The organism is Aeromonas sp. 19NY04SH05-1, assembly GCF_040581895.1.
GTDB lineage: Bacteria > Pseudomonadota > Gammaproteobacteria > Enterobacterales > Aeromonadaceae > Aeromonas > Aeromonas enteropelogenes.
Window position 1 is genome coordinate 4,223,989 of record NZ_CP095328.1, and the last position, 26,585, is coordinate 4,250,573.

30 protein-coding genes and 1 riboswitch are annotated in these 26,585 nt (G+C 61.4%); of the genes, 3 read left to right on the forward strand and 27 right to left on the reverse strand.

The features are described from left to right. Window positions 1-81 precede the first annotated feature (81 nt). From lafC to lfgB, 17 genes are all read right to left on the reverse strand, one after another. The gene (gene lafC, locus MRK42_RS19400; RefSeq protein WP_042025072.1) at window positions 82-474 is read right to left on the reverse strand and encodes a lateral flagellar export chaperone LafC; all 393 of its coding nucleotides are present in this window, start codon (window positions 472-474) and stop codon (window positions 82-84) included. Window positions 475-516: 42 nt separating this feature from the next. Next, entirely contained in the window at window positions 517-1,800 is a 1,284-nt protein-coding gene (gene lafB, locus MRK42_RS19405) for a lateral flagellar capping protein LafB (RefSeq protein WP_026456510.1), read from the reverse strand. A 112-nt stretch (window positions 1,801-1,912) separates the two neighbouring features. Next, the gene (gene lafA / locus MRK42_RS19410; RefSeq protein ID WP_026456509.1) at window positions 1,913-2,752 is read right to left on the reverse strand and encodes a lateral flagellin LafA; all 840 of its coding nucleotides are present in this window, start codon (window positions 2,750-2,752) and stop codon (window positions 1,913-1,915) included. A 182-nt stretch (window positions 2,753-2,934) separates the two neighbouring features. After that, the gene (locus tag MRK42_RS19415; protein ID WP_268855560.1) at window positions 2,935-3,210 is read right to left on the reverse strand and encodes a hypothetical protein; all 276 of its coding nucleotides are present in this window, start codon (window positions 3,208-3,210) and stop codon (window positions 2,935-2,937) included. Beyond that, window positions 3,210-4,493, reverse strand: a complete 1,284-nt coding sequence (locus MRK42_RS19420; protein WP_354688558.1) for a 6-hydroxymethylpterin diphosphokinase MptE-like protein — start codon at window positions 4,491-4,493, stop codon at window positions 3,210-3,212. Before MRK42_RS19420 ends, MRK42_RS19415 begins: the two co-directional genes overlap by 1 nt. 43 nt (window positions 4,494-4,536) lie before the next feature. Further along, window positions 4,537-5,544, reverse strand: a complete 1,008-nt coding sequence (locus tag MRK42_RS19425; protein ID WP_224212338.1) for a hypothetical protein — start codon at window positions 5,542-5,544, stop codon at window positions 4,537-4,539. Between the two features lie 13 nt (window positions 5,545-5,557). After that, window positions 5,558-6,457, reverse strand: a complete 900-nt coding sequence (gene lfgL, locus MRK42_RS19430) for a lateral flagellar hook-associated protein LfgL (protein ID WP_026456963.1) — start codon at window positions 6,455-6,457, stop codon at window positions 5,558-5,560. 11 nt (window positions 6,458-6,468) lie between these two features. After that, on the reverse strand, window positions 6,469-7,785 hold the full coding sequence (flgK, locus tag MRK42_RS19435) for a flagellar hook-associated protein FlgK (protein WP_026456964.1): 1,317 nt from the start codon (window positions 7,783-7,785) through the stop codon (window positions 6,469-6,471). After that, window positions 7,785-8,183, reverse strand: a complete 399-nt coding sequence (locus tag MRK42_RS19440; RefSeq protein WP_026456965.1) for a rod-binding protein — start codon at window positions 8,181-8,183, stop codon at window positions 7,785-7,787. Before MRK42_RS19440 ends, flgK begins: the two co-directional genes overlap by 1 nt. Before the next feature lie 8 nt (window positions 8,184-8,191). Further along, window positions 8,192-9,304: a lateral flagellar basal body P-ring FlgIL gene (fgIL, locus tag MRK42_RS19445; protein ID WP_026456966.1), complete on the reverse strand. Its 1,113-nt coding sequence runs from the start codon at window positions 9,302-9,304 to the stop codon at window positions 8,192-8,194. An 8-nt stretch (window positions 9,305-9,312) separates the two neighbouring features. Further along, window positions 9,313-9,984 carry a flagellar basal body L-ring protein FlgH gene (gene flgH / locus MRK42_RS19450; RefSeq protein WP_082037444.1) on the reverse strand — a complete coding sequence of 224 codons (672 nt, stop codon included), beginning with the start codon at window positions 9,982-9,984 and terminating at the stop codon, window positions 9,313-9,315. Beyond that, window positions 9,981-10,766, reverse strand: coding sequence for a lateral flagellar basal-body rod protein LfgG (lfgG, locus tag MRK42_RS19455; RefSeq protein WP_026456968.1), 786 nt, complete (start codon window positions 10,764-10,766; stop codon window positions 9,981-9,983). Before lfgG ends, flgH begins: the two co-directional genes overlap by 4 nt. Before the next feature lie 63 nt (window positions 10,767-10,829). Next, a complete protein-coding gene (gene lfgF / locus MRK42_RS19460) occupies window positions 10,830-11,564 on the reverse strand; it encodes a lateral flagellar basal-body rod protein LfgF (protein WP_042025064.1) in 735 nt (244 codons plus the stop codon). Window positions 11,565-11,573: 9 nt separating this feature from the next. Then, window positions 11,574-12,767, reverse strand: a complete 1,194-nt coding sequence (flgEL, locus tag MRK42_RS19465) for a lateral flagellar hook protein FlgEL (protein WP_026457768.1) — start codon at window positions 12,765-12,767, stop codon at window positions 11,574-11,576. 19 nt (window positions 12,768-12,786) lie between these two features. Next, the gene (locus tag MRK42_RS19470) at window positions 12,787-13,497 is read right to left on the reverse strand and encodes a flagellar hook capping FlgD N-terminal domain-containing protein (protein WP_042070859.1); all 711 of its coding nucleotides are present in this window, start codon (window positions 13,495-13,497) and stop codon (window positions 12,787-12,789) included. Between the two features lie 3 nt (window positions 13,498-13,500). After that, window positions 13,501-13,926 (reverse strand): lateral flagellar basal body rod protein FlgCL, encoded by a 426-nt coding sequence (gene flgCL / locus MRK42_RS19475; RefSeq protein WP_026457766.1) that lies wholly within the window; start codon window positions 13,924-13,926, stop codon window positions 13,501-13,503. 2 nt (window positions 13,927-13,928) lie between these two features. Next, entirely contained in the window at window positions 13,929-14,318 is a 390-nt protein-coding gene (gene lfgB / locus MRK42_RS19480) for a lateral flagellar basal body rod protein LfgB (RefSeq protein WP_026457765.1), read from the reverse strand. 49 nt (window positions 14,319-14,367) lie between these two features. Here lfgB and flgA point away from each other — a divergent pair, with 49 nt between their 5' ends. From flgA to lfgN, 3 genes are all read left to right on the forward strand, one after another. After that, window positions 14,368-15,165, forward strand: coding sequence for a flagellar basal body P-ring formation chaperone FlgA (gene flgA / locus MRK42_RS19485; RefSeq protein WP_354688559.1), 798 nt, complete (start codon window positions 14,368-14,370; stop codon window positions 15,163-15,165). Window positions 15,166-15,243: 78 nt separating this feature from the next. Further along, window positions 15,244-15,519 (forward strand): flagellar biosynthesis anti-sigma factor FlgM, encoded by a 276-nt coding sequence (gene flgM / locus MRK42_RS19490; RefSeq protein WP_026458467.1) that lies wholly within the window; start codon window positions 15,244-15,246, stop codon window positions 15,517-15,519. Next, window positions 15,516-15,959: a lateral flagellar protein LfgN gene (lfgN, locus tag MRK42_RS19495; protein WP_026458466.1), complete on the forward strand. Its 444-nt coding sequence runs from the start codon at window positions 15,516-15,518 to the stop codon at window positions 15,957-15,959. Before flgM ends, lfgN begins: the two co-directional genes overlap by 4 nt. 23 nt (window positions 15,960-15,982) lie before the next feature. Here the strand turns inward: lfgN and lfiJ are convergent, their stop codons facing one another. The 10 genes from lfiJ to lfhA all read right to left on the reverse strand — a co-directional run bounded on the left by lfiJ (window position 15,983) and on the right by lfhA (window position 26,585). Continuing rightward, entirely contained in the window at window positions 15,983-16,396 is a 414-nt protein-coding gene (gene lfiJ, locus MRK42_RS19500; protein WP_026458465.1) for a lateral flagellar protein LfiJ, read from the reverse strand. 6 nt (window positions 16,397-16,402) lie between these two features. Next, window positions 16,403-17,734, reverse strand: a complete 1,332-nt coding sequence (lfiI, locus tag MRK42_RS19505) for a lateral flagellar FliI-like assembly ATPase LfiI (RefSeq protein ID WP_042025061.1) — start codon at window positions 17,732-17,734, stop codon at window positions 16,403-16,405. Beyond that, a complete protein-coding gene (gene lfiH / locus MRK42_RS19510) occupies window positions 17,727-18,419 on the reverse strand; it encodes a lateral flagellar assembly protein FliH (protein ID WP_026458388.1) in 693 nt (230 codons plus the stop codon). Before lfiH ends, lfiI begins: the two co-directional genes overlap by 8 nt. 12 nt (window positions 18,420-18,431) lie before the next feature. Beyond that, window positions 18,432-19,460, reverse strand: a complete 1,029-nt coding sequence (gene fliGL, locus MRK42_RS19515; RefSeq protein ID WP_042070863.1) for a lateral flagellar motor switch protein FliGL — start codon at window positions 19,458-19,460, stop codon at window positions 18,432-18,434. After that, window positions 19,447-21,186, reverse strand: a complete 1,740-nt coding sequence (gene fliFL, locus MRK42_RS19520) for a lateral flagellar M-ring protein FliFL (RefSeq protein WP_354688560.1) — start codon at window positions 21,184-21,186, stop codon at window positions 19,447-19,449. Before fliFL ends, fliGL begins: the two co-directional genes overlap by 14 nt. Window positions 21,187-21,194: 8 nt before the next feature. Continuing rightward, window positions 21,195-21,521 carry a lateral flagellar hook-basal body complex protein LfiE gene (lfiE, locus tag MRK42_RS19525; RefSeq protein ID WP_026457266.1) on the reverse strand — a complete coding sequence of 109 codons (327 nt, stop codon included), beginning with the start codon at window positions 21,519-21,521 and terminating at the stop codon, window positions 21,195-21,197. Window positions 21,522-21,524: 3 nt separating this feature from the next. Then, the gene (locus MRK42_RS19530; RefSeq protein ID WP_354688561.1) at window positions 21,525-22,673 is read right to left on the reverse strand and encodes a sigma-54 dependent transcriptional regulator; all 1,149 of its coding nucleotides are present in this window, start codon (window positions 22,671-22,673) and stop codon (window positions 21,525-21,527) included. Between the two features lie 113 nt (window positions 22,674-22,786). Next, window positions 22,787-23,767: an IS5-like element IS5 family transposase gene (locus MRK42_RS19535; RefSeq protein WP_279458731.1), complete on the reverse strand. Its 981-nt coding sequence runs from the start codon at window positions 23,765-23,767 to the stop codon at window positions 22,787-22,789. A gap of 41 nt (window positions 23,768-23,808) precedes the next feature. After that, on the reverse strand, window positions 23,809-24,108 hold the full coding sequence (locus MRK42_RS19540) for a hypothetical protein (protein ID WP_354688562.1): 300 nt from the start codon (window positions 24,106-24,108) through the stop codon (window positions 23,809-23,811). 127 nt (window positions 24,109-24,235) lie between these two features. Then, window positions 24,236-24,323: riboswitch (cyclic di-GMP riboswitch) on the reverse strand. Between the two features lie 186 nt (window positions 24,324-24,509). Then, on the reverse strand, window positions 24,510-26,585 hold the full coding sequence (lfhA, locus tag MRK42_RS19545; RefSeq protein ID WP_216993553.1) for a lateral flagellar biosynthesis protein LfhA: 2,076 nt from the start codon (window positions 26,583-26,585) through the stop codon (window positions 24,510-24,512).

A 26,585-nucleotide genomic window follows, 5' to 3' on the forward strand; every position in this document is an offset into this window, starting at 1 on the left:
GAGCACGCCAGAATGATATTGCGCTCCGCATCGCGGCGTAGCGCGAGATCCGGGGAACAGGCGGGAAACTGCACTTCCGCCTTAACGGGGTTGACGGGCCATGACTTCCCATCCGTCCTTCAGCTCGCCCAGAATGCTGCGCACTTCGGCAAAACCGGCCACATTGTTGGACACGCTGATCTCGAACAGCTTCTGTCCGCAATAGTCATAGAGACGATGCAGATTGGCGGCCAGCTCACCCCCCTTCTCCATGTCCAGGGCGCTGTCGAGCCCTCCCAGGATCTGCAGGCACTTGCTGATCGCCTGTCCCTTGCGCTCAAACTGCTTGGCCAGAATATGTCCCTCAGCCCTGGCAATCTCGTCCAGCAGGCCATCCATCAGCATCAGCACCAGCTGGTGCGGATCGGCGCTGGCCGCCTTGGCCTGGGTGGCAGCAAACTGGTAGGCATCATAACCATCTTGAGGTTCAAACATCTCGGACTCGCTCGATTAAGGTTCTGCGACAGAGTGGCGACGTCAGAACGCCCCCATGCTCTGCAGCATCTGGTTCATAGTGGTGAACTGGTTGAGGTAGCGTTTATACGCGGCTTCCATCTTGCGATCCAGCGCAGCCATCCGGTCATTGACCCGTTTTTCATTGGCATCCAGACCGGCGTTGCGCGACTTGAGCACGCCATCACGCTTGACGTAAGGATCGAGATCCGTGCTCATCCGCTTGAGCAGACCATCATCCCCCAGCAGAGCCTTGCCCAGCAGCTCGGGATCCTTCTCCAGCGCCTTGTTGAAGTCGGTCTCGTTGAAGGAGAGTTTGCCGTACCGGTCGGTCTTGATCCCGAGCGAGCCCAGGGTCATGCCGTTGGGCAGATCCCGCACGCTGTTTCCCAGCATGCTCTTGAGGCTGCGGATGCCGCTGTCCGAGGCCAGCGCTCCCGGTGATTTGGGGTCGCTCGAAGTCATCTTGGCCAGCTCGTCCACCAGCTCGTTGTAGCTGTCGACAAACTTCTTGAGTGAACCGGTGACCGCCTCCTTGTCCTGGGCGACTACCACCTGCAACGGCGCCTCCCCCGGCTTTTGCGCCTTGGTCAGCTCCAGGGTCAGGCCGTCGATGACGTTCTCCACCTTGTTGCTGGCGGAGACTATGGTCAGCGGGTTGTCCCCCCCCATCTGCAGCTTGGCATCCTGCGCCTTGGTGATGTCGCGCTTGCCGGCCAGAGCCGTGCCCAGCATGTCGCCCGCATCGCCGGAATAGTTGATGGCGATAGCGTTTTCGGTACCGGTTTCGGTGCTGGTCAATACAAGGTTGACCTTGCCATCGGAGCGCACCAGGGTGGCCTTGACCCCGGGATTGTCCTTGGCGTCATTGATTTCGGACACCAGGTCCTTGACGGTGGAACCGGCGGGCAGGCTGGCCAGATCGATCTCCAGCTTCTTGCCCTTCACCTCCAGCGAGAGGGTGCCGGTGGCGGGCAGCTGGGCGCTCTCACTATCCAGGGAGAGGCCGACCTGATGGGCCTGGGCAAGCTGTTCGACAAAGAGGTTGTACTGGCCTGAGCTGGCGGTGCCATCGCTGGTCACCTTCATGAACCCTTCTTGCGAGACCGTTCCCTTCTGGGCCTGCAGGTTGGAGGCCTTGTTGAGATCCTTGAGCATGGTCTGGAAGCTGGAGAGCTTGGTGTGCAGGGCTGTGAGCGCCTTGCGCTGACCCGTGATGCTGTCCATCTGCTTTTTCAGCAGCTTGTCCATGTTCTGCCGCTCAAGGGCGACCAGTTGCATCGCCGTGCTGGCGGGATCGATCTGCATTCTTCATACCCTTCTTGAAAGCTTGATGGCATGTCTGTGGCAAAAGGCCGGTTTCCCCTTTGCCCCAGACACGGCAAGAAAACGGGCCACCCGCAGGCGGCCCGCCACACCATTAACGCAGCAGGGAAGTTACCATGCCGGTCATCTGGTTGGAGTTGGACAGCACGGACATGCCAGCCTGCATCAGCATCTGGTTCTTGGTCATGCTGGTGGTTTCCTGGGCGAAGTCGGCATCCATGATGCGACCGTTGGCCATGTCGGTGTTCTCTTTCATGTTGGAGAGGTTGTTGATGGTGTGGTCCAGACGGTTGATGTTGGCACCGAAGGTGGAACGGGCTTCACCAATCTTCTCCAGCATGCCTTCCATCGCGGTGATCTGGGCAGAGGCAGTGCCAGCAGTCAGGTCGGCAGCGGCAGCGGTACTGATGGCGGTGTTGACGCTCTGAACCTTGGTGGAAGCGTCCATTTTCAGCACTTCATCCTTGCTGCCACCGATCTGGAAGGAAACGGCTTCTTTCTCGAACTTGCCATCTTTCTTCAGCAGAGCAGTGCCACCGAAGGTGGTGTTGTCACGGATGTTTTCCAGCTCTGCGCCCAGCTCTTTGAACTCGGCGTTCATGGCTTCGATGTCTTTGGTGCTGTTGGTGCCGTTGGCAGCCTGGGTAGCCAGATCTTTCATGCGCTGGGTGATGTTGGTCATCTCGTCCATGGCGCCTTCGGCGGTCTGCATCATGGAGATGGCATCCTGGGCGTTGCGCATACCGACTTTCTGACCGTTGGACTGGGCCTGCAGACGGGTGGCGATTTGCAGACCGGCTGCGTCATCGGCGGCGGAGTTGATACGCAGACCGGTACCCAGACGCTGCATGGCGGTGCCCAGCATCTTGTTGGTGCTGTTCAGCTGGCTCTGGGTGGTCATGGATGCGAAGTTGGTATGAATGGACAAGCCCATGGTGATTTCCTCTATGTGGGGCTGCGCAGCAGCTTGTTTGGTTGACAAAGAGTAAGGACGACCATGGCCCGCCAAAAATTGAGAATCCGGACCAGTTTTTTTTCACCCTGCAGCCGCACACGGCCTCCCAAATAAAAATGCCGGCACCGGGCCGACATTTTCTCTTCTTTGCCAATCCGTCCCTATGACAGCTCGGCGGCCAGCCGGTCCAGCAGCACCGGCAGTTCAAACTCCAGATAGTCGCACAGACCGAACCAGTCATGGCGCTCCTGACACTGCAGCAGCAGCTTGGAGAGGGCCAGCATCTCCCCCTGCACATCGGCAGACATCTGGGGCATGAAGGGGATCAGCAGTTGCAGCATGCGACCGCACTCATAGCAGGCGGCCTCATCCTGACCGGCCCGCAGCATGCTCGCCAGCGCATCCGCCCCTGACTTGAAGCTCTCGATATCCAGCATCAGGCGAACTCCTCGTTATAGGTGGTACCCAGAATGCGGGCCCCTTCCCGGCTGCTGTTCATAAAGCGCACCCCGGGCTGCATCTTGATGTAGAGCTCCATATAGTTCAGATAGATACAGAAGCTCAGCAGGGTTTTTACCGGTGCACCATGACCGTTTGGTACGGTACGACGACCGTAATGGGACTGGGCCCCCAGCTGCCCCTCATCCCAGCCGGTATGGCTCTTGTCTCTCGGATAGGCAAAGTCGGCCCCGAACAGGGTGATCTGCCGGGCCCCCATCTTCACCGCCAGATCGGTGGCGGGGTGGATCACGCTGCCACCGGTAAACAGAGTGGCCCGTGGAGCGACCCTGTTGAGCTCGGCATAGCTATCCAGCTGTTCGTAGGCGCCGTAACGCGGCCCCTTCCAGCCGGAGAGTACGGCCTTGCTCACCATGGGGATGTAGACCAAGGCAATATCGTCAGACCATTCGGGGTGCAGGATCCCCTGATGAATGTTGATATCCACGCTGACCACTATGTCGGGCCGGATCCCGTGCTCCAGCAAGGGACGCAGGGCAGTATCCACGCTGATGAACAGGGGGCGGTTCGCCTGCTCCCTAATTTGCCTGAGCCTGGGCAGATGATCCGCCAGGGTGGGGCCGGTCGCCAGAACATAGACTTCCCGTCCCTTCAGGGTGTTGAACAGGCTGGCCACATCCCGATCCTGGCGCAGCAACTCGAGGTTGTCGTGCAGGCGATTGACGATCCTGTCGCTGGCATATTCGGCGTTGAACAGCTCGCGACGGCTCTGGATCAACACCCGATCCCGGATCTTGGCGCTCTGTTCGTCGGCCAGCTCCAGCTCGGAGGCCAGGAACAGGAAGGGGGACATCACCAGCTCGTTCTCTTCCGGCAGCATCAGCCGTACCCTGGGGTCGGCCAGCCAGTCCCCCTGATCCGTCAGGTGCAGCACCAGCGCAAAGACGGCGGAGTTCATCACCTTGATGTTGAGCCTGCGCAGCCGTTTGCGGCGCAGCAACACCCTGGGCAGATCTCCGAGTCCGGTCCCGTACAGGGTCAGCTCGCCGAGATCCTCGGGAGCACCTGCGGCAATTTTTTCGGCCTCGCGTACCCTGTCATGACGGCTGGTCAGCTGGATGCCATTGATGACGAGGGTGGAGCTCAACCCTTCAATGAGTTCGGCCGGTACGGCATTGATGTCACAGCCTTGCAGATGGGCCAGCAGGCGCGGCCAGCGCCTGGCCAGCACCTCGGCGTGCTGCGGGAAGTAGTCAATCATGGTTTTGCTGCCACTTGATATGAGGTTTCGGACGAGCGTCTCTTCAGCTCAGGAGTGCCACTACGTTCTGGCGGGAAACATTGGCCTGGGCCAGCAGGCCCGACATGGTGCCGGCAAAGCCCCCTTCCCTGAGCTGGCTGGCCAGCAGCGACTGGATCTGCTCCAGCTCCGCCGGGGTGGCCGACTGGGTGCGCGCCTTGACCTGAGCCAGCTGCTTGACCATCTTCTGGCGAAACTGCTTGAGATCGCGCACCGAGTGTTCGATTTCCGCCAGCATCCGTTGCAGTCGTTGCCGCTCCTGGCGCAGCTCACCCTGACTGATCCCCTCTCCCAGCCGGGTCAGCTGACCCGCTGCGGCCTTGAACTGGATTGGCACAGGGTTGCCCGCCGGGATGCGGATCCCCTCGCCACTGATCAGCACGGGTTCATCGAGCTTGCGCCGCTGGTTGTCGGCGATGGAAAGCTCCAGCTTGCCCAGTTCGTTGAGCCGGGCCTGGATATGCTCCTTGCGCAGCGCCTGATCGAGGCGACCGACGGCCTCCTTCTGGCTGGCGCCGGCCGGCAGTTGCACTTCCACCGCACTGCCGCTCTGGGGAAAGGAGAAGACCAGTCGTTCGCTGCCATTGCGGGGGGAGAGCAGATCCAGCTGATCAGCACTGTAATTAATCCGGCTTTCGCTCGCCGATGCCAGCAGGCGCGGCTTGAGTTCTGCGGTCAGCGGCCCCTGGGGCTGGATGAGCTGGGCTTCCATCTGTTTGAGACGGCTGGCGATATCGCTGCCGGCCACACTGCGCTGTGACAGCTGCTGCTCGACCCGCTTGAGCTCGCCCCAGATACGGCTGAGGGCCTGTTCGCCCCCCTGGGCATGGGCGATCCTTTGCTGGGCCACGCTCATCAGGGCCCAGCGATCCAGCTTGGTGACATCGGGGGCCCGAAAAGAAGATTTCTTGCCAGAATGAAGGGGTTGCTCAGCCTCCGTCCGCCCCTGCAATCTGGGGTGCGCGGGGGTCTCTGCTATCCCGCCGGCTCGGGTGGCCTGGATCTTCATCATGGTTTCTCACTTGTTACGGCATGTAGTTGAACAGGCTGAGCCCGTTCACTTTGACAAACGCCTGCTGCTGTACTTGCAATGCCATCAGGACATGAGCCTGCTTGGTCACCGCACTGGCATAGTCAAGGGACTCAATCTGGTTGCTGAGTTCCTTGCTGTAGATGCCCTTCTCTTCATGACCTTCATCGACCTGATCGAGCAAGTTCATGCGGGCGCCTATATTACTCACCATGTCGCTGATGTCATCCTGCAGGGTGGCACTGCGATCCAGCATGGCGCCCGCTTTCTCTCCCGCATCCGGGGCGCCGCTCTCCAGCGCCGCCACCGTCTCATCGAGCTGTTTGAAGAAGTCGCCATCATCGATGAACAGCTTGTCGGCGGTCTGGTTCAACCCTATGGTGACCCCCTTGGCGATAGTCACCTCGCGCACCAGGCCATCACCCTTGTAGCTGTAGCTGCCATCGGCCTCTTTCACTATGGTGGTGTTGTTCACCTGGCTGCCGGCAAACAGGCTGGAGCCACTCTCGTTGCGCGCGTTGGCCAGATCCAGCAGACCATCCTTGATGATGGCCATTTCGCTGGCGGCGGCCCGGCGGTCCTCATCGGACATGGAGCCGGTGGCCGCCATCTGGGTCAGATCCCGCAGGCGCATCAGCATATTGGTCATGCTGTCGAGCTGGATCTCCCCCTGGGAGAGCTGGCTCTTGGCGTTGGCGATGTTCTTCTGGTACTGCTCCATCGCACTCTGTTCCTTGTGCAACCCCAGCAGGCGCACGCTACCGACCGGATCGTCGGACGGCTGCAGAATCCGCTTGTTGCTGGCGATCTGGCGATCGAGGCGGGCATAGTCCCCCAGTCCCCGTTGCAGGTTGTCGAGCATGCCAAGCTGGATCTGGTTGGTACTCACGCGCATGACGATGCTCCTTAGAACAGGTTGAGGATGGAGCCGAACAGCTGGTCGGCGGTGCTGATCACCTTGGCATTGGCCTGGTAGAGCTGGGTGTAGGACATGATCTTCATCCCCTCTTCATCCAGGTTGACGCCGCTGACGCTGCTGAGGTTGCGGGCCAGCTGCTTCTCCATGTTGGCGTCCGCCTCCATGGTGGCCTTGGCCTGACCGCTCTTGACCGCCAGGTCCCCCAGCAGGGAGCTGTAGGCGTCATACTGGGCATCCTTGATGGTCAGCATATCCTGCAGGTTACTGTTGTCCCCCGCCCCGCCGGTCTTGGCGAAGGCCAGATCCGAACCGGTGAAGCCATCGGCCAGACGCAGGGTCCCGGCAGGGTCCAGCGGGTCATAGACGAACATCGCCTTGCCCGGCTTGCCGTTCAAATCCACCCCGGCGGTCTGCACCTTGTTGAAATCATCCGCCAGCTGCTTGGCGATCTGGCCGATCTCGTCCCGCATCGGGCGCAGGGTGTTGGCACGATAATCGAGGATGCCCGCCAGGCTTCCCCCTTGCAGGGAGGGGATCTCGAAGGTTTGTCCGGCAAAATCCAGCTTGAGCTTGTCGCCGGTCAGAGCGAGGCGGCTGGCGCTGCCCCCCACCACCAGCGGCTGGCCTTGCGGCAGGCTGAGGGCATAGGAGCCATCACCCTGGCGGTTGACCCGCACTTCCACCAGACCGGAGAGTTCGCGCACCACCTGATCCCGGCTGTCTTCGAGGGCCGAGGTGTTGACCCCCTTGCTCTGCTGATCGGCGATCTGCTGGTTGAGCTCGGCAACCTGGTTCAGGTAGCTGTTGACCTGCTTGACCGAGCTGCCCAGCTGGTCGTCGATCTGCTTCTCCTGGGTCAGCAGACTCTCGTTGAGCTGGCCGAAGCGGTTGATCAGGGCACCCGCCGAACTGACAATCTGGCTGCGCTGCGCCGGGGTTTCCGGGCTGTCCACCGCGGCACTCAGGGCCGAGAAGAAGCTGTCCAGCCCCTTGGAGATATTCATCGACTCGCTGCCCAGCAACTGCTCGGCGGTGTTGATGTACTGATAATGAGAAAGAGAGGAACCGACGGCAGACATGCCGCGCCAGTGCTGGGTCACCATGTAGGCATCGGTTATCCGGCGAACACCGTTGACCGCCACTCCCATGCCGTTGTCCATGCGGCCGAAACCGGCCAGGGTGCCCATGGTGGCCTCCTGGCGGCTGTAGCCGGCGGTATCGACGTTGGCAATATTCTGGGCGGAAACGTTGAGGGCTATTTGGGCCGCGCTCAAACCGCTAAAACCGATATTGATCAGTGACATCAGTCAACCTTCTTCATTTTTGCCGAATTCAGAGGCTGGCTGAATGCAGCCAGGGTCTGGGAGTCTGAAGCGACCACGGGCTCGACATTCTTTAGCGCGCCCCCCAACTGGCTGACCATATGTTCCTTGAGCCCCAGACCGCCGCGCTTGACCATGCTCATGGCCAGCTGGCTGTCGTACATGTCGCGGTAGAGGCTCTCCCCCTTGATCAGCTTGTCCTCTTCATCCTGCAGGGCATCACTGGCCGAGCGCATGTGCTTGAGCACGGTTTGCAGAAAGCTCACCTCGAATTGGCCTGCGGCCGCCTCGAGGGCGGCCCGCTGGTCCGGATTGCTTTTGATCTGCTGAAGTTCGTTGAGATCCTGATAGAAGCCAGGCTCGCTCGTAATTCTGGTCATATGAATCCTTAAATAACCACCAACTCCCCTTCGAGAGCACCCGCTTCGTCCAGCGCCTGCAGAATTGCCATGATGTCATCCGGCGTGGCGCCAAGGGAGTTGACTGCCTTCACGATCACCTCGAGGGAGGTGCCTTCCGGCCAGACAAACATGTTTTTGCGTTCCCGATCGACCTGCACCCGGGAGTTGGGCGTCGTAGTAGTCTGGCCGTTGGAGAAGGCATTGGGCTGGCTGACCGTCTTGCTCTCGCCTATGGTCACCGTCAGGCTGCCATGGCTGACCGCCGCCTTGCGCACCTTGACCCCCTGCCCCATCACCACGGTACCGGTACGGCTGTTGAACACCACCCGGGGACGTTCTTTGCCCGTATCGACCTGGATATCCTGCAGCAGGGCCATGAAGGAGACCCGCTGGCTCTCGTCCTTGGGGGCCATAACCTGGATGCGCCCCGCACTCACCGCCCGGGCGACCTGCCCTAGCTGCTGGTTGATGGCACGCTCGACGTTACGGGCCGTCTTGAAGTTCGGCTGATGCAGGTTGAGGGTCACCTCCGGCTTCTCGGTGAAGCTGCTCTTTACCTCCCGCTCTATGGTGGCCCCGTTGGGGATGATACCGGCGGTCGGCACATTGATGGTCACCGACGAGCCGGACTGGCCTTCCGCCTTGACCCCGGCCACCACCAGGTTGCCCTGGGCGACCGCATAGACTTCGCCGTCAATGCCCCGCAGCGGCGTCAGCAGCAGGGAGCCCCCGCGCAGGCTCTTGGCATCCCCGATGGACGTGACGGTCACGTCCACCAGCTGCCCCTTGCCCGCCAGCGCTGGCAGGGTGGCCTGTACCGAGACCGCCGCCACGTTCTTGAGCTTGGGATCTATGTCTTCCGGCAGCTGAACCCCGAACTGCTTGAGCATGTTGGTCATCGACTGGCCAGTAAACTTGACCTGCCCCTTGTCACCGGTACCGGACAGGCCGACCACCAGGCCGTAACCCACCAGCTGGTTGGTGCGCATCCCCTGCACATCGGCGATGTCCAGCAACGGCCGCTTGGCCGGCGCCGGTGCAGCCGCCTGGGCCAGCCAGGGCAGGCAGAGACAAATCAGGGGAATAAACCACTTTTTCATGTCAAACCTCAAAATGGCGCGAAGGCCGAGCTGAAGAACCTCGCCAGCCAGCCCATCTGGTTGCTGTCGGCCAGGGCGCCGCGCCCGGCATAGGTGATCCTGGCGTCGGCGATGCGCTGGGAAGAGATGCGGTTGCTCTGGTCGATGTCTTCCACCCGCACCATGCCCCCGAGGCGGATATATTCATCCCCCTGGTTGAGGCGGATCCACTTCTCGCCGCGGATTTCGAGCACCCCGTTGGGGTAGACATCCGCCACCGTCACCGTGATGGCCCCCGCCAGGGTATTCTGCTGGCTGGAGGTGGCGCCGCCGTCGAAATCCCGATCGGCACTGACGCTGGCCCCCCAATCCGGCCGCAAGGTACCACCGATGGAAGGGGCAGGCACATTCATGCTGCTGTTCTTGCTCATGCTGGTGTTGGCCTTCTTGCTGGACTGGGTCCGCTCCTCCAGCATCACGGTCAGGATGTCGCCCACCCGGTAAGCGCGGCGATCCTGGAACAGGGTCATCATGTAGTCGCCACGGTAGAGCCCGCCGTCTTCACCCTGGACGTTGGCGATCATCTTGGATCGGGAAGGAGCCCACTTCTCGTCACCGGGCTCGGGCGCCTTCAGTTCATAGGTGGCACAGCCCCCCAGCAGCAGTACCAGCCAGATATAACGCAGCAACGCCATCATCAGAGCGCCTGGGTCACGAACTTGAGCATCTGATCGGCCGCAGAGACCACCTTGGCGTTCATCTCGTAGGCACGCTGGGTAGTGATCATGTCGACCATCTCCTCCACCACGTTGACGTTGGAGCTCTCCAGGGTGAACTGCTTGATGGCTCCCATTGCCTCCTCGCCCGGCACCCCTTCGATGGCCTCGCCGGAAGCACCGGTGGCACGGTACAGGTTGCCCCCGAGGGCTTCCAGACCCGCCGGGTTGGCGAAGTTGGTCAGGGTGATGCGACCCAGTTCGACGTTCTCCTGCTGGCCCGGCAGGGTGGCGCTGACGGTACCGTCCGTACCGATCGACACCTTGGTGGCGTTGTCCGGGATCTCGATCTGCGGCACCATCGGCAGGCCGTCGGCGTTGACCAGCAGGCCGTCGGCATTGCGGTGCCACTGGCCGTTACGGGTATAGGCAGTCTCGCCGTCCGGGCGCTCAACGCCGAAGAAGCCAGCCCCCACGACCGCCATGTCCAGCTCCTGGTTGGTGTTCTGGAACTGACCGGAGGTGAAGACCTTCTGGGTGCCAACCACCCGCACACCATTGCCCATCTGGATACCGATCGGGGCCTCGTTCTGCTGATCCTGCTGGGCACCCGGTTGGCGCTGAACCTGATAGAACAGATCTTCAAACGCCACGCGATCGCGCTTGAAGCCGACCGTGTTGACGTTGGCCAGGTTGTTGGAAATGCTGGCCATCTTGGTATCTTGCGCGGCCAGACCCGTCTTGCCGACCCACAGTGCTGCGTGCATCTTGTCTCTCCATTCGTTTGCTGGCCGCCAGACCCTTGCCCGGCGACCGGAATAATCCGGCTATCAGCCTTGACCCGAGATGAGGCGTGCCCCCTGGCGGGCCTGATCATCGGCGCTCTTCATCAACTTGACCTGCAACTCGAAGTTGCGAGTCAGCGCCATGCTGCTGACCAGTTCGTCCACGGCATTGACGTTGGCCCCTTCCAGAAATCCGGAGGCCATCACCACCTCGTCACTCATCTCGGCATCCTCGCCCTGACGCTGGCGGAACAAGCCGTCCGGCCCCTTCACCAGTTCACGGGTGTCCGGATTGACCAGCTTGAGCCGGCCGACTTCGAGGCGGGCACCGCCCCCCGGCGGGGTGACGCTGAGGGTACCGTCCTTGCCGAAGTGGATGTCGCGGTAGGCGGGCAACACCAACTCACCGCCATCACCCAGCACGGGGCGACCGTTGAGGGTGAGCAGGCCGTCGGCATCCTGGGTCAGATTGCCGGCCCGGGTGTAGGACTCCTTGCCATCGGCGGACTGTACGGTGAAGAAGCCATCGCCACGGATCGCCACGTCCAGCGGACGACCGGTCTGCATCAGGACACCGGCCTTGAAGTCGGTGCCGGCCAGCTCTTCCCGCGCCATCACGCGACTCTGGTAGCCGTCGCCTGTCAGGGCCAGGGCCGAGACGCGCTCGAAGTCGGCCCGAAAGCCGGCCGTGTTGACGTTGGCCAGGTTGTTGGCCCTGATCTGCTGTGCCATCAGGGTGTGTTGCGCCCCCGACATGGCGGTATAGATAAGCTTTTCCACGGTTCAGCCTTAGAAGGAGTTGAACAGGACCTGGGTCATCTTGTCAGCGGAGCTGATGGTCTTGGCGTTGGCCTGATAGTTGCGCTGGGACGTCATCAGGCTGACCAGTTCACCGGTCAGATCCACGTTGGAACCTTCATAGGCACCGGCGGTCAGGTTGCCCAGGGTGCCCGAGCCGGGAACCCCCAGCACCGGCTGGCCGGAGCTGAAAGACTGCTGCCAGGTAGTGTTGTTGGTCTGCAGCAGGCCGTTGGGGTTGGCGAAGTTGGCCATCACCACCTGCCCCTGCAACAGGCTCTGCCCGTTGGTGAAGGTGGCATACACGCCGCCATCGGCATCCACCCGCACGCCGGTCAGGTCCCCGGCGGTGTAGCCGTTGGACTGGTTGCGGGTCGCGTTGAAGTCGGATGCGTACTGGCTCACCTTGCTGATGTCGACGGTGAGTTCAAGGGGGTTGGCACCCGGCGGGGTCAGGGCCAGCTTGGGCATGGCGGTAGGCGTGGCCAGGGTACCATCCTTGTTGAAGGTCAGCGCGACCGGCGCCTTCAGATCGGTGCCATTGAAGGTGTAATGCACGGTCCAGCTGTTGTCGCCTGTTTTGACGAAATACTGGGTCACGCTGTGTTCGCTGCCGAGGGAGTCGTAGACCTTGCTGGTCTGGGAGTAGCTGTAGCTCTCGCTCTTGGCCGGATCGAACGGGTTGGCAGTCGGGTCGATGACGCTGGCATCAGCCTTCAGGTTGGCGACGAACTCCAGGGTATCGGAGGCCTTGGCAGGCAGGCTGCCGGCCTGAACCTGAATATCCCCGATCACCCCGGCCTGCAGCTCGCCTGCCGCGTTGGTGGAGTAACCCTGCAGGCGGGCACCGTTGGCAGCCACCAGATGGTTGCTGGCATCACGCTGGAACATGCCGGCGCGGGTGTAGGAGCTCTGGCCGTTGGCCTCTTTCAATACGAAAAAACCGCTGCCGGAGATGGCCAGATCCAGCCCGCGTCCGGTGCGCATCAGGTCGCCGTTGCGCTCGAAGTTCTGGGAGACGTTGTTCATCTCCACCCCGCCCGCCTGGCCACCGCCATAAATGGCGGCGAATTCGGCACGGCTGGATTTGAAGCCGGCGGTGCTGGCGTTGGCCACGTTGTTGCTGATGACGCTCAGCTCCTGGTTTACGGCGCGCAGGCCGCTCAATCCGATATTGAAAGACACGGGTTCAATCCTCTGTTAGTTACGCCGACTTGCCAAACTGAACTGCGCTGAAGAGGGGAACTTCACCCACCCCGGCGACCTGCAACATGATCTCGCCCGTTCCCGGTAGCGACACGCGTTCCACTGTGCTGGCAACATAATTCTTGGTAGTGACCGCGGCCCCATCCATGGATGCCTTGACCTCGAAGCTGTACTTTCCGGGCGGCAGCGCGGGCAGTTCATAGTCGATCGCCCCCGGTTTGCTCTCGCCCCAGCTCTGGCTGGCCACCTGCTGGCCATGCTCGTCGAACACCTTGAGCTCGATCTGGTTGGCAGTGCTGGGCAGCTCGATCTGGCCGCGGATCGCCTGCTCTTCGGAGAGCTCCAGCGTACCGCTGGGTACCATCACTTCCTTGTCGATAAGGTCGGTGCTCTGCAGTACCTGCTGGGTGTCCATCATGGCGATGGACTGCTGCTGCAGGATCTTCAACCCTTCGACCCCCTCCACCATGCTGAACTGGGCCAGCTGGGTGACGTACTGGGCGCCGTCGAGGGGATTGGTCGGATCCTGGTTCTGGATCTGGGCCACCATCATCTGGAGAAATTCATTGCGCAGCTGAACGCCCTGGCTGCCTTGGGAACCCTGATTTCCCTCGGTTTGTCCCGCATTGTTTGAGGCTATCTCCGGGGTGGCGCCAGCGCGCTGGCTGCCCCGAGCACTGTCCAGATTGCTGACTTGTGGCAGGCTCATCGGTTAGACCCCCTGACCAAGACGCAGCAGCCCCTGCTGCATGCTGTTGACCCGGTTGATCACCTCGACCGAGGTCTCGAAGCCACGGGAGGCGCTCATCATGTCGGCCATCTCTTCCACCACGTTGACGTTGGAGTAGTAGACATAGCCATCTTCATCGGCGAGCGGGTTGGTGGGCTCCATGCGCTTCTCGACCATGCGGTCGGACTGCACTATGCCGGCGACCTGTACCTGGGCCGCGCCCAGTCCTTCAGCGTCCTGAACGCGCTGGTAGAGGGTGGAGAAGACAGGTTTGATCGCACGAAAGGCGCTCTCTTCGCTGCTCGCGGCGCTGTCGACGTTGGCCAGGTTGGAGGCAACGGTGTCGAGTCGTACCGTCTGAGCCCGCATGGAGCTGCCCGCGATGTCATAGATCTTGTTGAATGACATGATTAACGTCCCTCGATCGCCTTGGCGATCCCGGTGATTTTCATATTGAGAAAGGTCAGGCTGGTCTGGAAATCGGTGGCGTTGTTGGCAAACTTGCTCTGCTCAACGCTCAGTTCGGCCGTGTTGCCATCCATGGATGGCTGATAGGGAATGCGGTATAGCGGGTGACGCATCTCGTCGGCCATGCTGCCCTGAGTGATGGCGGCGCTTTCGTCACCGCGCGCAACTTGCCGTGCGACCCCGTTCAAAATCGTCTTATAATCCACATCCCGCGCCAGATACCCAGGGGTATCCACGTTGGCCAGGTTGCCAGCCAGAATACGGGCGCGATCCGCTCTGACTTCAAGCGCATAGGGGTGCACGCCAAGGGCGCGGTCAAACGAGAGGCTCATGTTTTATCCTTTTCCATCAATCGGACCGATGCGGGTGTTATCAAGAGTCATGCCAATCCTGACAATCCACGCCAAGGGCGGCCTCGCGCCGGTCCGGGGGCAAACCGGCAACCAAGAGGTGGAAGCCAGACTTCCTGCATGGAAATCCGGGCTCGCTCTCTTCCTGCTGCTCGGCAGCGTTCATGCACACGCGGCCCAGACTCTGGCCGACGAGCTGGAGGATGCCCTGATCCGGGACGCCCGTACCACGCTGGAGGAGTACGTCACGCAGCAAGGCTGGCCCACCCCGACCGCTGACTATCAGGTCTGGCTCTCGTCGGCGGTGGCCCACCTCCCCCCCTGCGAGCAGCAGGTGCAGTTGCAGGCGGGTGGTCAGTATCGCCAGCCCTGGGGACGCCGCCCCTATCTCATCACCTGCCTGAGCCCGAGCTGGCAGTTGCGGGGCCGGGTGGAGGTCAATCTGACCCTGCCGGTCTGGGTGGCCGCACAGGATATCCAGCGCGACGTCCCGATCGCTGCGGCGGACGTGCTGGTGCAGGAGCTGGACGTCAGCCGTCTGCAGCGGGGCTTCATCCCCGCCAACCAGTCGCTGCAGGGTTACAAGAGCAGTCGCCACCTCAGGGCCGGCCATCTGCTGGGGGAACTGGATTTGCAGAAACCCTGGGCCATCGAGAAGAATCAAGGGGTACTGATCCGGGCCAGCGATGGCTCCTTCTCCGCCACAACCCGGGGCGAGGCGCTGGAAAACGGGGCCATCGGGGATGCCATCAAGGTCAGAAACAGCCGCTCGGGCAAGGTGATCCAGGCCTGGGTCGTCGGCCGGGGGGAAGTGGAAACCCGTTTTTGACCTTCCGCCACGATTCGATTCAAGTTCAGCGTGACTTGGGTCGCCTATTTCAGGGTAAGACCATCAGGAAGCCAGATTATGAAGATTACTCGCACCGATCCGCTCTATAGCCAGCCCCAAGCGGCCCGCAAGCAGGAAGCACCGGCGACCCAGGCACCGGCCAGCCAGCCCCGGAGCGATGCCAAAATCAGCGCCACCGCGCAATCCGTGACCCAGGCCAGCGCGCTCCTGAGTACCACCTCGGATGTGGACATGGACAAGGTGAACCAGATCCGCCAGGCCATCAGCGAAGGTCGGCTGGAACTGGACATGGACGCCCTGAGCCAGGCCATTGTGGACATGCACCGCCGATGAGCCTGACAGCCAAGGAGCGGGTACGTGAGCTGATCGTCGGCATCCAGCAGGATACCGGACGCTATCAGGAGCTGGAGCAGGTGTTGCAGCGCCAGCACGCCCTGTTGGCCGCCCATGACGTGGACAGCCTTGCCACCCACAACCAGCAGCAGAACCGGCTGATGGCCCAGGTGCAGTTGCAGGCCCAGCAGCGCTGCCAACATCTGCTGGCACTGGGGCTCAAACCGGATGAAAAGGGGATGGCCAAACTGATCGCCAAGCTGCCCGACAACCTGCAGCGCCAGGTCGGCGCGCAGTGGCAGCAGCTGGAGCACTCCCTGAAACGCTGCCTGCACCAGAATGAACTCAACGGCCGCCTGCTGGCCGGACAGATAGAGACGATCCAGACCCTGCTCGGCCAGGAGCCCGGCTACGGTCAACCGGACGATTTTCGCGACTGAGCAACCCTTCCTGATGTGAGTGCTCAGCCTCCCCTGGCGAGATAACGCAGGCTGGCCAGCTCGTCGAGCTGATGCTGATCCCGTTTCTCCTGCTGTTGCTGTCCCTGTGCCGCCCGGCGCGCCAGCAGCAGCTCAAGGCCCTTGACCCGGCCCACCTGCTGTCGCATCACCCCTTCATGATGATCCAGGTCCATCCTGGCCAGAGTCGACTGCTGCACCTGATGGGAGAGCATCTTGCGCAGCTGGCCATCCATCTGCTGACGGTTCTGCCACAGCAGGGGATGAAACGGCTCGGCACCGGGACGCAGGGCGGCGATCACCTCCTGCAGCTTGTGCGCCCGTTGCTCTTCCTGCAACGCAATCTCGCGCAGCCGCCGCCGCTCCTGACCCAGCTTCTCCAGCTCATCCTGTTGCAATCCAAGATACGACTTGAGCATGACGACTTACCCCTGTCCCAACACCTGCTTGAGGCCCGCCATCACCTGCTGGAAGGGCACTTCCTCATGAAGCCCCTGTTGCAGGAAGGCGGCGATGGCCGGATAGCGCTGCACCGCCTCATCCATCTGCGGATCGGCGCCGGGCTGGTAGCCGCCCAGAGGCAGCAGTTCGCGCACCTGCTGATAGCGCCCCCACAGCTGGCGCAGCGTCACCGCCAGTTGCTGCCACTCGCCCGGCACCACCTGGGGCATCACCCGGCTGACCGAGGCGCCGATATCGATGGCCGGATAGTGCCCCTCCTCCGCCAGACGGCGGGTCAGCACTATATGACCATCCAGGATGGCCCGGGCGGCATCCACCACGGGATCCTGCTGATCGTCCCCTTCCGCCAGCACCGTATAGAAGGCGCTGAGGCTGCCATCCGGGTGGGTGCCGTTGCCGGCCCGCTCCACCAGCTGGGTCAGCATGCCGAAAACTGAGGGGGGATAGCCGCGGGTCGCGGGGGGTTCCCCGACCGCCAGCGCGATCTCGCGCTGGGCCTGGGCGTAACGGGTCAGGGAGTCCATCAGCAGCAGCACGTCCTGCCCCTGCTCCCGGAAGTATTCGGCGATCCGGTGACAGAGTTGGGCAGCCCGCAGCCGCATCAGGGGAGACTGATCGGCCGGAGCGGCGATCACCACGGCCCTGGCCAGCCCTTCGGCCCCCAGGCTGTGCTCGATGAACTCGCGCACCTCCCGGCCCCGCTCCCCAATCAACCCCACCACCACGATCTGCGCCGCCGTGTTGCGGGTCATCATGCCGAGCAGCATGCTCTTGCCCACCCCGGAGCCGGCAAACAGGCCGAGGCGCTGGCCCTTGCCCACCGTCAGCAGGCCATTGATGGCACGGATCCCCACATCGAGGGGCTCGCGCACCGGCACCCGCAACAGCGGGTTCGGAGGCATGGCAAACAGGGGAACCGGCTCCCCCGCCTCGGGCAGGGGACGACCGTCGAGTGGCTGGAGCAGACCGTCGAGCACCCGCCCCAGCAGATGGGAACCGATGCGTACCGTCTCCTCCCCCTCGACCGGTTCGACCCGGGCACCGGAATAGAGACCGCTAATAGGCTGAAGAGGCATCAGGAAAGAGACGTCGCGGTTGAAGCCGACTACTTCGGCCAGCAAGGGAGCCCCGCCGGCCGTGCTGACCCGGCAACGCTGCCCCATCACCAGCTGGCAGCCCACTACTTCAAGGGTCAGCCCGGTGACTCGCACCAGGCGACCATAGCGACGAAAGGAGGGCAGCTCATCGAGGTTGTCGAGCGCCGAGGTCAGCGCCCGCTGCAGAGCGTCATGCATCCTGGGTGACGCTCAGCGAGCTGTTGACCTGCTCGATGCAGGCCGTCAGACGGGTGCTGGTACTGACTTCCACCACGGCAGCCCGGGTCTCGATGCGGGCGTCGCCCACCGCCAGGGCCGGATCCACCTGCAGGGGCCACCCTTCGCAACGGGTCACGCCCTGCTCCAGCAGACGTTCGCGATCCCCTTCGTTAAGGTAGATCACCAGCTCTTCGGGATCGGCTGGCAGGGTCGCCAGCGCCTGTTCCACCTGATGCAACACCTGTTGCGGGTTGAGGGTGAACTCGGCCATGATGACCCGCCTCGCCACCTGCTCCACCAGCTGGGCGATCAACGCCTTCTGCTGCTGCATCTTCTCCTGGGTCAGGGCGCTCCACTGCTCCTGCAGTTTGGCAAAGGGGGCCATCGCCTTCTCGAACTCGGCACGCCCCTCCGCCAGCCCCTGGGCAAAGCCCCGGGTCTGTCCCTGTTGCAGTCCCCGACTCTCCCCCTCCTGCAGGCCGCTGGTCAGGCCCTGCTGATAGCCGGTCTGATAACCTTCATCATGACCCTGCTCCAGCCCCTGCTGATAGCCGTATTCGAACTGTTCCTGCTGGTTCTGGGCCTCTTCGCCACTCTGGCCCAGGGCCGGAAAGCGGTACAGACGGGTCGCCCCAGGCTGCAACTTGCGCAGATGGTGACTCATGGTTGCCTCCTGTTAGCTGACCGTGGGCTCTTCGAACAACATGAACTCGATCTCGCCCTGTTCGACCAGTTCGCGCACCAGTTGCATGACCTCGGTGCGGGCCTGTTCGACCTTGCGCAGGGAGACGCTGCCCTGATTCTGGATCTGGTCGTCGAGCGCCTGGGCCATCCGCTTGGGCATGGCCCCCAGCACCACCTTGCGGAAGCTGGCCTCGGTATTCTTGAGCGCCAGGGCCAGCAGCTCGCTTGGCAGCTCCTGCACCAGACGCTGCAGGGTTTCGTCGCTCTGGCGACGCAACGCCATGAAGTCGAACATGTTCTTCTCGATCTCGATGGCCATCTCGCCATCGTGTTCGCGCAGCAGGGAGAGCATCTGCTCCTTGTTCCCCTGATAACGGTTGAGAATATCGGCGACCTGGCGAACCCCGTTGACCTTGGCACCGGCCTGATCGGCTACATAGGCCAGGCAGCGCTCCAGAGTCAGACGCAGCTCGCCCAGCACATGCTCGCTCACCGTGCTGAGGCCGGCGACCCTGACCAGCAGGTCGTCGTGAACCGAGCCCGGCAGGGCATCGAGTACGGCCGAGGCGGTCTGGGGTGGCAGGAAGGCCAGCAGTACCGCCTGCATCTGGGGGTGCTCGTTGCGAAAGAAGCGGGCCAGCACGTCGGCCGGCACCCACTGCAGACGCTGGATATCCTGGCTCATCACGTCGCCATACAGGCTGTCGAGCAGGCTGCGGGAGAGAGACTGGCCGAGGGCCAGATCCAGGGTCTGTTCCAGATACTCCCGCGATGCACTGCCGATGCCGCTCTGCTCGCGGTACTGGTTGAAAAACTGCTGCAGGGTCCAGCGCGCCTCCATCGAGCTGACGCCGGGCAGCCCCGCCATCTTGGAGATGAGGCGCTGCACCTCGTCCCGGGAGAGCTTCTGCATCACCTTGGCGGCCGCCTCCGTGCCCATGCTCAGCAGCAGGATGGCGGCCTTCTCGAGGTCGTCGATGTCAACATCGACCGCATTCTGGTTCAGGTTAACGTTGTTCATTGCCACTCACCCATGTTCTGATCACTTCCGCCACTCTGGCGGTGTCCTTCTCAACCAGCAGCTGGAGGTGCTTGAGCTGGACCTCCAGCTCCGAGCCAGGCTCGGGCAGCGAATCCATGTCGACGGCGACGAAGTGCGGCTGGCCGGCACCTTCCGAGCGGATCAGGCTGTTGGACATGGCCGTCGCCGCCTCATCCTCTTCATCGCCGCTGCGGCGCATGGCGAGACCGACGGTCGGTTCCTGCTCCTCTTCCTGTTCCACCGTCTCATCGACCGGCTGCTGGGTACGCACCAGATGCTTGACCAGAGGACGGATGCCGAAGAAGACCAGTGTCAGGCCCAGCAGACCGCCAACCAGATAGCGCAGGGAATCCTGCCAATAGGGGGTTTCCCACCAGCTGGACTCGGGGATGGTGACCGCCGGGGCGCCGGTGAAGCTGAACACCTGCAGGCTGATCTGATCGCCGCGCGTCTGATCGAAACCGACGGCGCGTTCCACCATCTGGCGGATCTGCTCGAGCTGATCGGCATTCCAGCCCTCCTTGGGGGCAATCTGCTGGTTGAGCAGCACGGAGACGTTGATCTTCTCCAGCCGGCCCTGCTGATAGCGGGTATGTACTATGGTGCGGCTGTTCTCGTACTGCTTGGTGACTTCCTGACGCTCGGTACGCGCATCCCCCTTGGAGGGCGCCTCCTTCTCCTTGCCATCCTCGGCCGCATTGGCGGTCGTCTCCGGCGGACGATTGGAGAGGGCCCCCGGAATGCCGAGTGCCAGGGAGTCGATGGTCTTGTCGGACTTGCTGGACTCACGGGTCAGCACGCCGGACGGATCGAGCTGCTGCTGGGTCTCTTCCACCGCATTGAAATTCACATCCGCGGCGATCTGCACCCGGAAGTTGCCGTTGCCCAGCATGGGGATCAGCATGTCGTTGGCCCGCTGACGGATGTATTGCTCCAGCTTGCGGGTGTACTCCATCTGCTGCACGCTCTGCTTGCCGAACGTGGCCTTGTCGCCCACCTCGGCACTGAGCAGCTGACCGGCCTGGTCGACCACGGTCACGGCGCCGGGCTTCATGCCGGAGATGCTGCCCGCCACCAGGTTGGCGATGGCCTCGACCTGACCGGGCTCGAGGGACTGGCCCGGCTGCAGATCCAGCATCACGGAGGCGCTGGGCTTCTCTTCATCCCGACCGACGAACAGGGTCCGCTTCGGGATCGCCAGATGTACCCGGGCACTGCGGATCGCATCGAGAGAGATAATGGTTCTGGCCAGCTCCCCTTCCAGGGCATGACGATAGCGTGCCCCTTCCATGAATTCACTGGTGCCGAGACCCGTCACCGCATTGAGCCCTTCCAGCCCGGCAGGCATGGCGGCACGCACCCCGCGCGCGGCCAGCGCCATGCGCACAGGAGCCAGCTGGTGTTCAGGCACCAGGATCTGCCCTGAGCTCTTCTCCAGCCGGAACGGTATCTGCTCCTTTTCCAGCATCTCCATGATGTTGGCAGTGTCGTACAGTTCCTGCTTGCCGTAGAGCGGGACGTAATTCTTGCTGGAGGTCCAGAGGATCACCACTATGGTGCCGGCGACGATGGCCGCCAGCAGCGCGATGGTCAAAATGGATTTGTTGTCGCGGGATAGATTGCGCCAATGCCGCAATCCCTCTTGCAACCTGTCTTTCAGCGAGCCGTCCTGTTCCCCCGGCCTGGATGTCACGAGTTCAGTCATCTGTTACCTCAGAGCGGCATGCGCATGATGTCGTCAAACCCGGTCATCAACTTGTTGCGCACCTGCATAAGGGCGGAAAAGCTGAGGCCGGCCTTTTGACTCGCCACCATGGCACCCACCAGATCATCGCTCTGGCCGGTATCGACGGCAGCCATCAAGCGGGACGAGACATTCTGCTGCTCGTTGACACGACCGATGACATCCTGCATGGCGTTGCTGAAGGAGACTTCCGGCGTGCCGTTTGACTCGATGGAAGGCGCCTGGCTGGCGACACGCTGCATCTCCTGCATCTGCTGCAGTAGTGTTACTTGTGATGACATCATTTCAATCTTCACTCTTTATCCCTCTGCTTGAATCTGCCGTTCGATATCAATGCCTTGCTCACGCATTGCCGCCAGCTTGTATCGCAATGCCCTGGTCGTCATCCCGAGCGCATCCGCGGTACGGGTACGATGGCCACGAAAGCGACGCAAGGTTTCCAGTACGAATTGAAATTCCGCATTGCGGCGGGTCTCGCTCAACCCGTCGCATGACCCCACCAGGTCAACAGGCGCACTCTCGTCATCCTGCTGATCGATGGGCAACATCAAATCGATCGCCTGTATATGCAAACCCCGAGCCATGATCAACGAACGCTGGATGACATTGTCGAGCTCGCGCACATTGCCAGGCCATTGATAAGTAACCAGTTGCCGGGCGGCGGCCTCGCTCAGACGGTAGCCCTGAGCGGGGGCATGTTGCTCGATGAAAAAGCGGGCCAGCGGCAGAATATCTTCCGGCCGCTCACGCAGGGCGGGCCAGCTGATGGGCAGCACATCCAGCCGATAGAAGAGGTCTTCGCGGAACTGTCCTTCCGCCACCAGGGTGCGCAGTTCCTTGTTGCTGGCGGCGATGATCCGCACGTCGAGGGAAATGGTCTGGTGGCTACCGAGACGCTCCACCTCTTTCTCCTGCAGGACGCGCAGCAGCTTGGTTTGCAGGGGCAGGGAGAGTTCGGAGATCTCGTCCAGCAGCAGGGTCCCCCCCTGGGCCAGCTCGAACTTGCCGGGCTGGGCACTGGTGGCGCCGGTGAAGGCCCCCTTGTTGTGACCAAACAGGATGGATTCCAGCATGGCTTCGGGGATTGCCGCACAGTTGATGGCGACGAAGGGCTTGCCCGCCCGGCAGGACATGTCGTGGATATAGCGGGCGAGGCACTCCTTGCCTGTGCCCGACTCGCCGCCGATCAGGATGGTGGCACAGGTCTTGGCCGCTCGCCGTGCCAGCTGGAGTACCTGCAGGCTCTTGTTCGAGACGGCGACCAGGTTCGGGATCTTCTGGCGCAGGCGCAGGCCACACTGGATGGTTTCCAGCAGTTGTTGGGCACTGAAGGGTTTGACAATGTAGTCGATCGCGCCGGCACACATGGCTTCGGCGGCCAGATTGGCCTGATTTTCGTTGACCAGAATAATAGGGAAAGTGCGAATAAGCAGGTCATTTCTTCCCAAGCTGGCTCGCTGATTAAAATTTCGCGGATCCGGGCCGATTGTTCTCCCGTAAACACCTCGAATTAGCCTATTTAGGCCGTTTTTTTCGCCATTCCTGGCGTTATTTCCGGTTTTTAGTGAGATCTCTCCCACTGACGTATCATCTGGTCCACCCGAAACAGGTTGGCCAGGGTGAATAACATCGCCAGTTGGTTATCGTTTTTCTGTAGCCCCTTGTATCTGGCTTTCACGAAGCCGAACTGCCGCTTGATGATGCGAAACGGGTGCTCCACTTTGGCCCGGATGCGGGCTTTCATGTATTCGATGTTGATGGCCGTTTTGTTCTTGCGTGGATGCTGTTTCAAGGTTCTTACCTTGCCGGGGCGCTCGGCGATCAGCCAGTCCACATCCACCTCGGCCAGCTCCTCGCGCTGTGGCGCCCCTTGGTAGCCGGCATCGGCTGAGACAAATTGCTCCTCTCCATGCAGCAGATTACCCAGCTGATTGAGGTCATGCTCGTTGGCCGCGGTGGTGACTAGGCTGTGGGTCAGGCCACTCTTGGCATCGACACCAATGTGGGCCTTCATGCCAAAGTGCCACTGATTGCCTTTCTTGGTCTGATGCATCTCCGGATCGCGTTGCTGCTCTTTGTTCTTGGTCGAGCTGGGTGCCTCAATGATGGTGGCATCGACCAAGGTGCCTTGAGTCATCATGACGCCTGCTTCGGCCAGCCAGCGATTGATGGTCTTGAACAATTGGCGGGCCAGTTGATGCTGCTCCAGCAGGTGGCGGAAATTCATGATGGTGGTGCGGTCCGGCAAGGCGCTATCCAGGGATAACCGGGCAAACAGACGCATGGAGGCGATTTCGTACAGAGCATCTTCCATCGCGCCATCGCTCAGGTTGTACCAATGCTGCATGCAGTGAATGCGTAGCATGGTTTCCAGCGGATAAGGTCGCCGGCCATTACCAGCCTTGGGGTAAAACGGCTCGATGACTTCCACCATGTTTTGCCATGGCAGAATCTGCTCCATGCGGGACAAGAAAATCTCTTTTCTGGTCTGACGGCGCTTACTGCTGAATTCACTGTCGGCGAAGGTGAGTTGATGACTCATGATGGCCCTCGGAAATGCGGCTCCGGATGAACATTATGATCTCATATCACAGACTTGTTCGCACCTTCCATAGAATCAACACCGGCAAACGATTTCAATATTCCGGGGCCAGCTTCCGTCATGGCATCCATGTCAAATAAGATGAGACCCGTGCGATTTTTATTAACAAAATCGCCAACCTTATTTACTGAATTAACCCTGACTACCGGATATCCATGCCCTGACAATATGTCTGCAGTGTGACAAGTTGCAGCAAATTCCGGCTGCACTAACAAAATAGGCAGGTTCGAGACATGATGTTCCCGTATTTCATCAAATACGGGCATATTATTATCATTCATTAATGTCAGACACCCTTGCTGATGGATTTAGCAATAAACCAAGCATGAGTCGTCAAAACGCGCACCCACAGTCCAAAAAAGGACCGTGTTATTAAAGTAAAACCATGATAACCAAGATGATTGGCTGTCTGGCAACCCCGCTGTCATAAGCATTACTGCTGTTAGACCGGTAGCTTTGCGTCCTGACTTTTCAGTTCAGTTTGCCCTTGTCCTGTGACAACCCTTTCAGGGATGAGGCGCCTGGAAGAGGCGAATCCATTCAGTGTCGGACACTAATGATATATTAGTGTTCAACACGACGAAAATTGTCAAAAGCTGTCACATAATAACTTCTTTAAATTGCATAGCAAGTAAGCATGCGGAAAAAAAACTTCCCACAGGAATCCCTTCCTGAACATAAATTATCCAAGAGTGCCTATTACTTCGACTCTTAAATCTTCGGGAACCTCATTATATGAGAGTACTTTGAGGCCTTTGGCGAAAGAACGGGCATATCTGGCCATTAATGGCCTCAATTGCGGCATGACTACCAATACGGGGGCATGACCCAGCTGCTGCAACTGCTCCTTCACCAACGGCATGTTTTGCTGCAACTGGCCAAGCAGCTGGGGATCGACCGGGAAGCTGTCCAGCTGGATCTTGCCCTGCTGCTGGGCCTGGTTCATGGCGGCCAGCAGGGTCTGCTCCAGCCGATCGTCGAGGGTGAAGGTTGCCAGCACGTCCCGCGTGCCGATCGACTGGCGGACGATCTGCCGTTTCAGGGCGCAGCGCACATCGGAGGCGAGCAGAACCGGATCCTTGGTCAGCTCGCTGGCGTCGAGCAGGGTGGTCGCTATGGTCCGGATATCGCACAGGCTGACCTGATCCTTGAGCAACTGGCGGAAAACCCGCAGCTGCTGCATCTGGGTCAGCGCCTGATTCAGCTCCTCGGCGAGACGGGGAGACTGGTTGGCCAGGAACTGGCCCAGCTTGCCCACCTCGTCATGACCAAACAGGGTATCGAGCTGCTCGCGCAGCAGCTTGCTGGCGTGGGTCGCGATCACGGTGGCCGAGTCCACCACCGAATAACCCAGGTTGAGGGCCTTGGCCTTCTGTTCCGGCGAGATCCAGACCGCACTCATGCCATAGGCAGGATCCTGGGTCAGCTCACCATCCAGAGAGCCGTAGGTCTCACCGCTGCTGATGGCCATCAGTCGGTGGCAATCCACATTGCCCCCGGCCAGCGACACGCCGGAGAGCTTGATGCGGTATTGATCCGGCTGGAGCTGCAGGTTGTCCCGCACCCGGATCTCCGGCAGCAGGAAGCCATACTGCTCGGAGAGGGTCTTGCGAATGCCTCTCACCCGGGCCAGCAGCTCGGCCCCCTTGTCCTGCTCGGCCAATGGCACCAGGCGATAACCCAGCTCGATGGCCACCGCATCCACGGTCGGCAGATCGCTCCAGTCCAGTACCTGCTGTTCAGGCTGGGTCAGCTGGCGGCTCAGTTCCTGGACGGCGTCCAGATCCGGTTGCTGCACACGGCGCTTGCTGACGCTCCAGCCTGTCCAGGCCAGCACGGCGGCAAAGCTGAGGAAGGCCAGCATCGGCATGCCCGGCACCAGACCCAGGATCAGCATGATAGCGGCGGCGGTATAGATGACGCGGGGGGACGCCAGCACCTGCTGTCCCACCTGCTCCGACATCTCACCCTCATCGCTCACCCGGGTCACTATGATGGCGGCAGCCGTCGACATCAACAGGGACGGGATCTGCGCCACCAGACCATCACCAATGGTCAGCAGGGCGAAGCGCTGGAACGCCTCTCCCACCGGCAGCGCATGCTGGAAGATACCGATGGCCAGACCGCCCACCAGGTTGATGATGAGTACCAGCAGGCCGGCGATGGCATCGCCGCGCACGAACTTGGAAGCACCGTCCATCGCACCATAGAAGTCCGCCTCGCGGGCGATCTCCTCGCGGCGGATCCTGGCCTGATGCTGATCCAGAATGCCGGCATTGAGATCCGCATCGATGGCCATCTGCTTGCCGGGCATGGCATCCAGGGTGAAACGGGCCGACACCTCCGAGATCCGCTCGCCCCCCTTGGTGATCACCACGAAGTTGATGATCATCAGGATAACGAACACCACCAGACCGACCACATAGTTGCCGCCGATCACCACTTCACCGAAGGCCTGGATGACCTTACCGGCGGCATCTCCCCCCTCGTGGCCATGGAGCAGCACGACACGGGTAGAGGCCACGTTGAGGGACAGCCGCATCAGGGTCGCCACCAGCAGCACGGTCGGGAAGACCGAGAAGTCCAGCGGACGGCGGGCCGATACCGAGACCAGCAGCACCAGCACAGCCAACACTATGTTGAACGTGAACAGGGCGTCCAGCAGCCAGCCCGGCAGAGGCAGGATCATCATGGCCAGGATGGCCAACAGCATCAGCGGGATGGCTGTGTAGGATTGGGTCAAGATACGCCAGTTCAA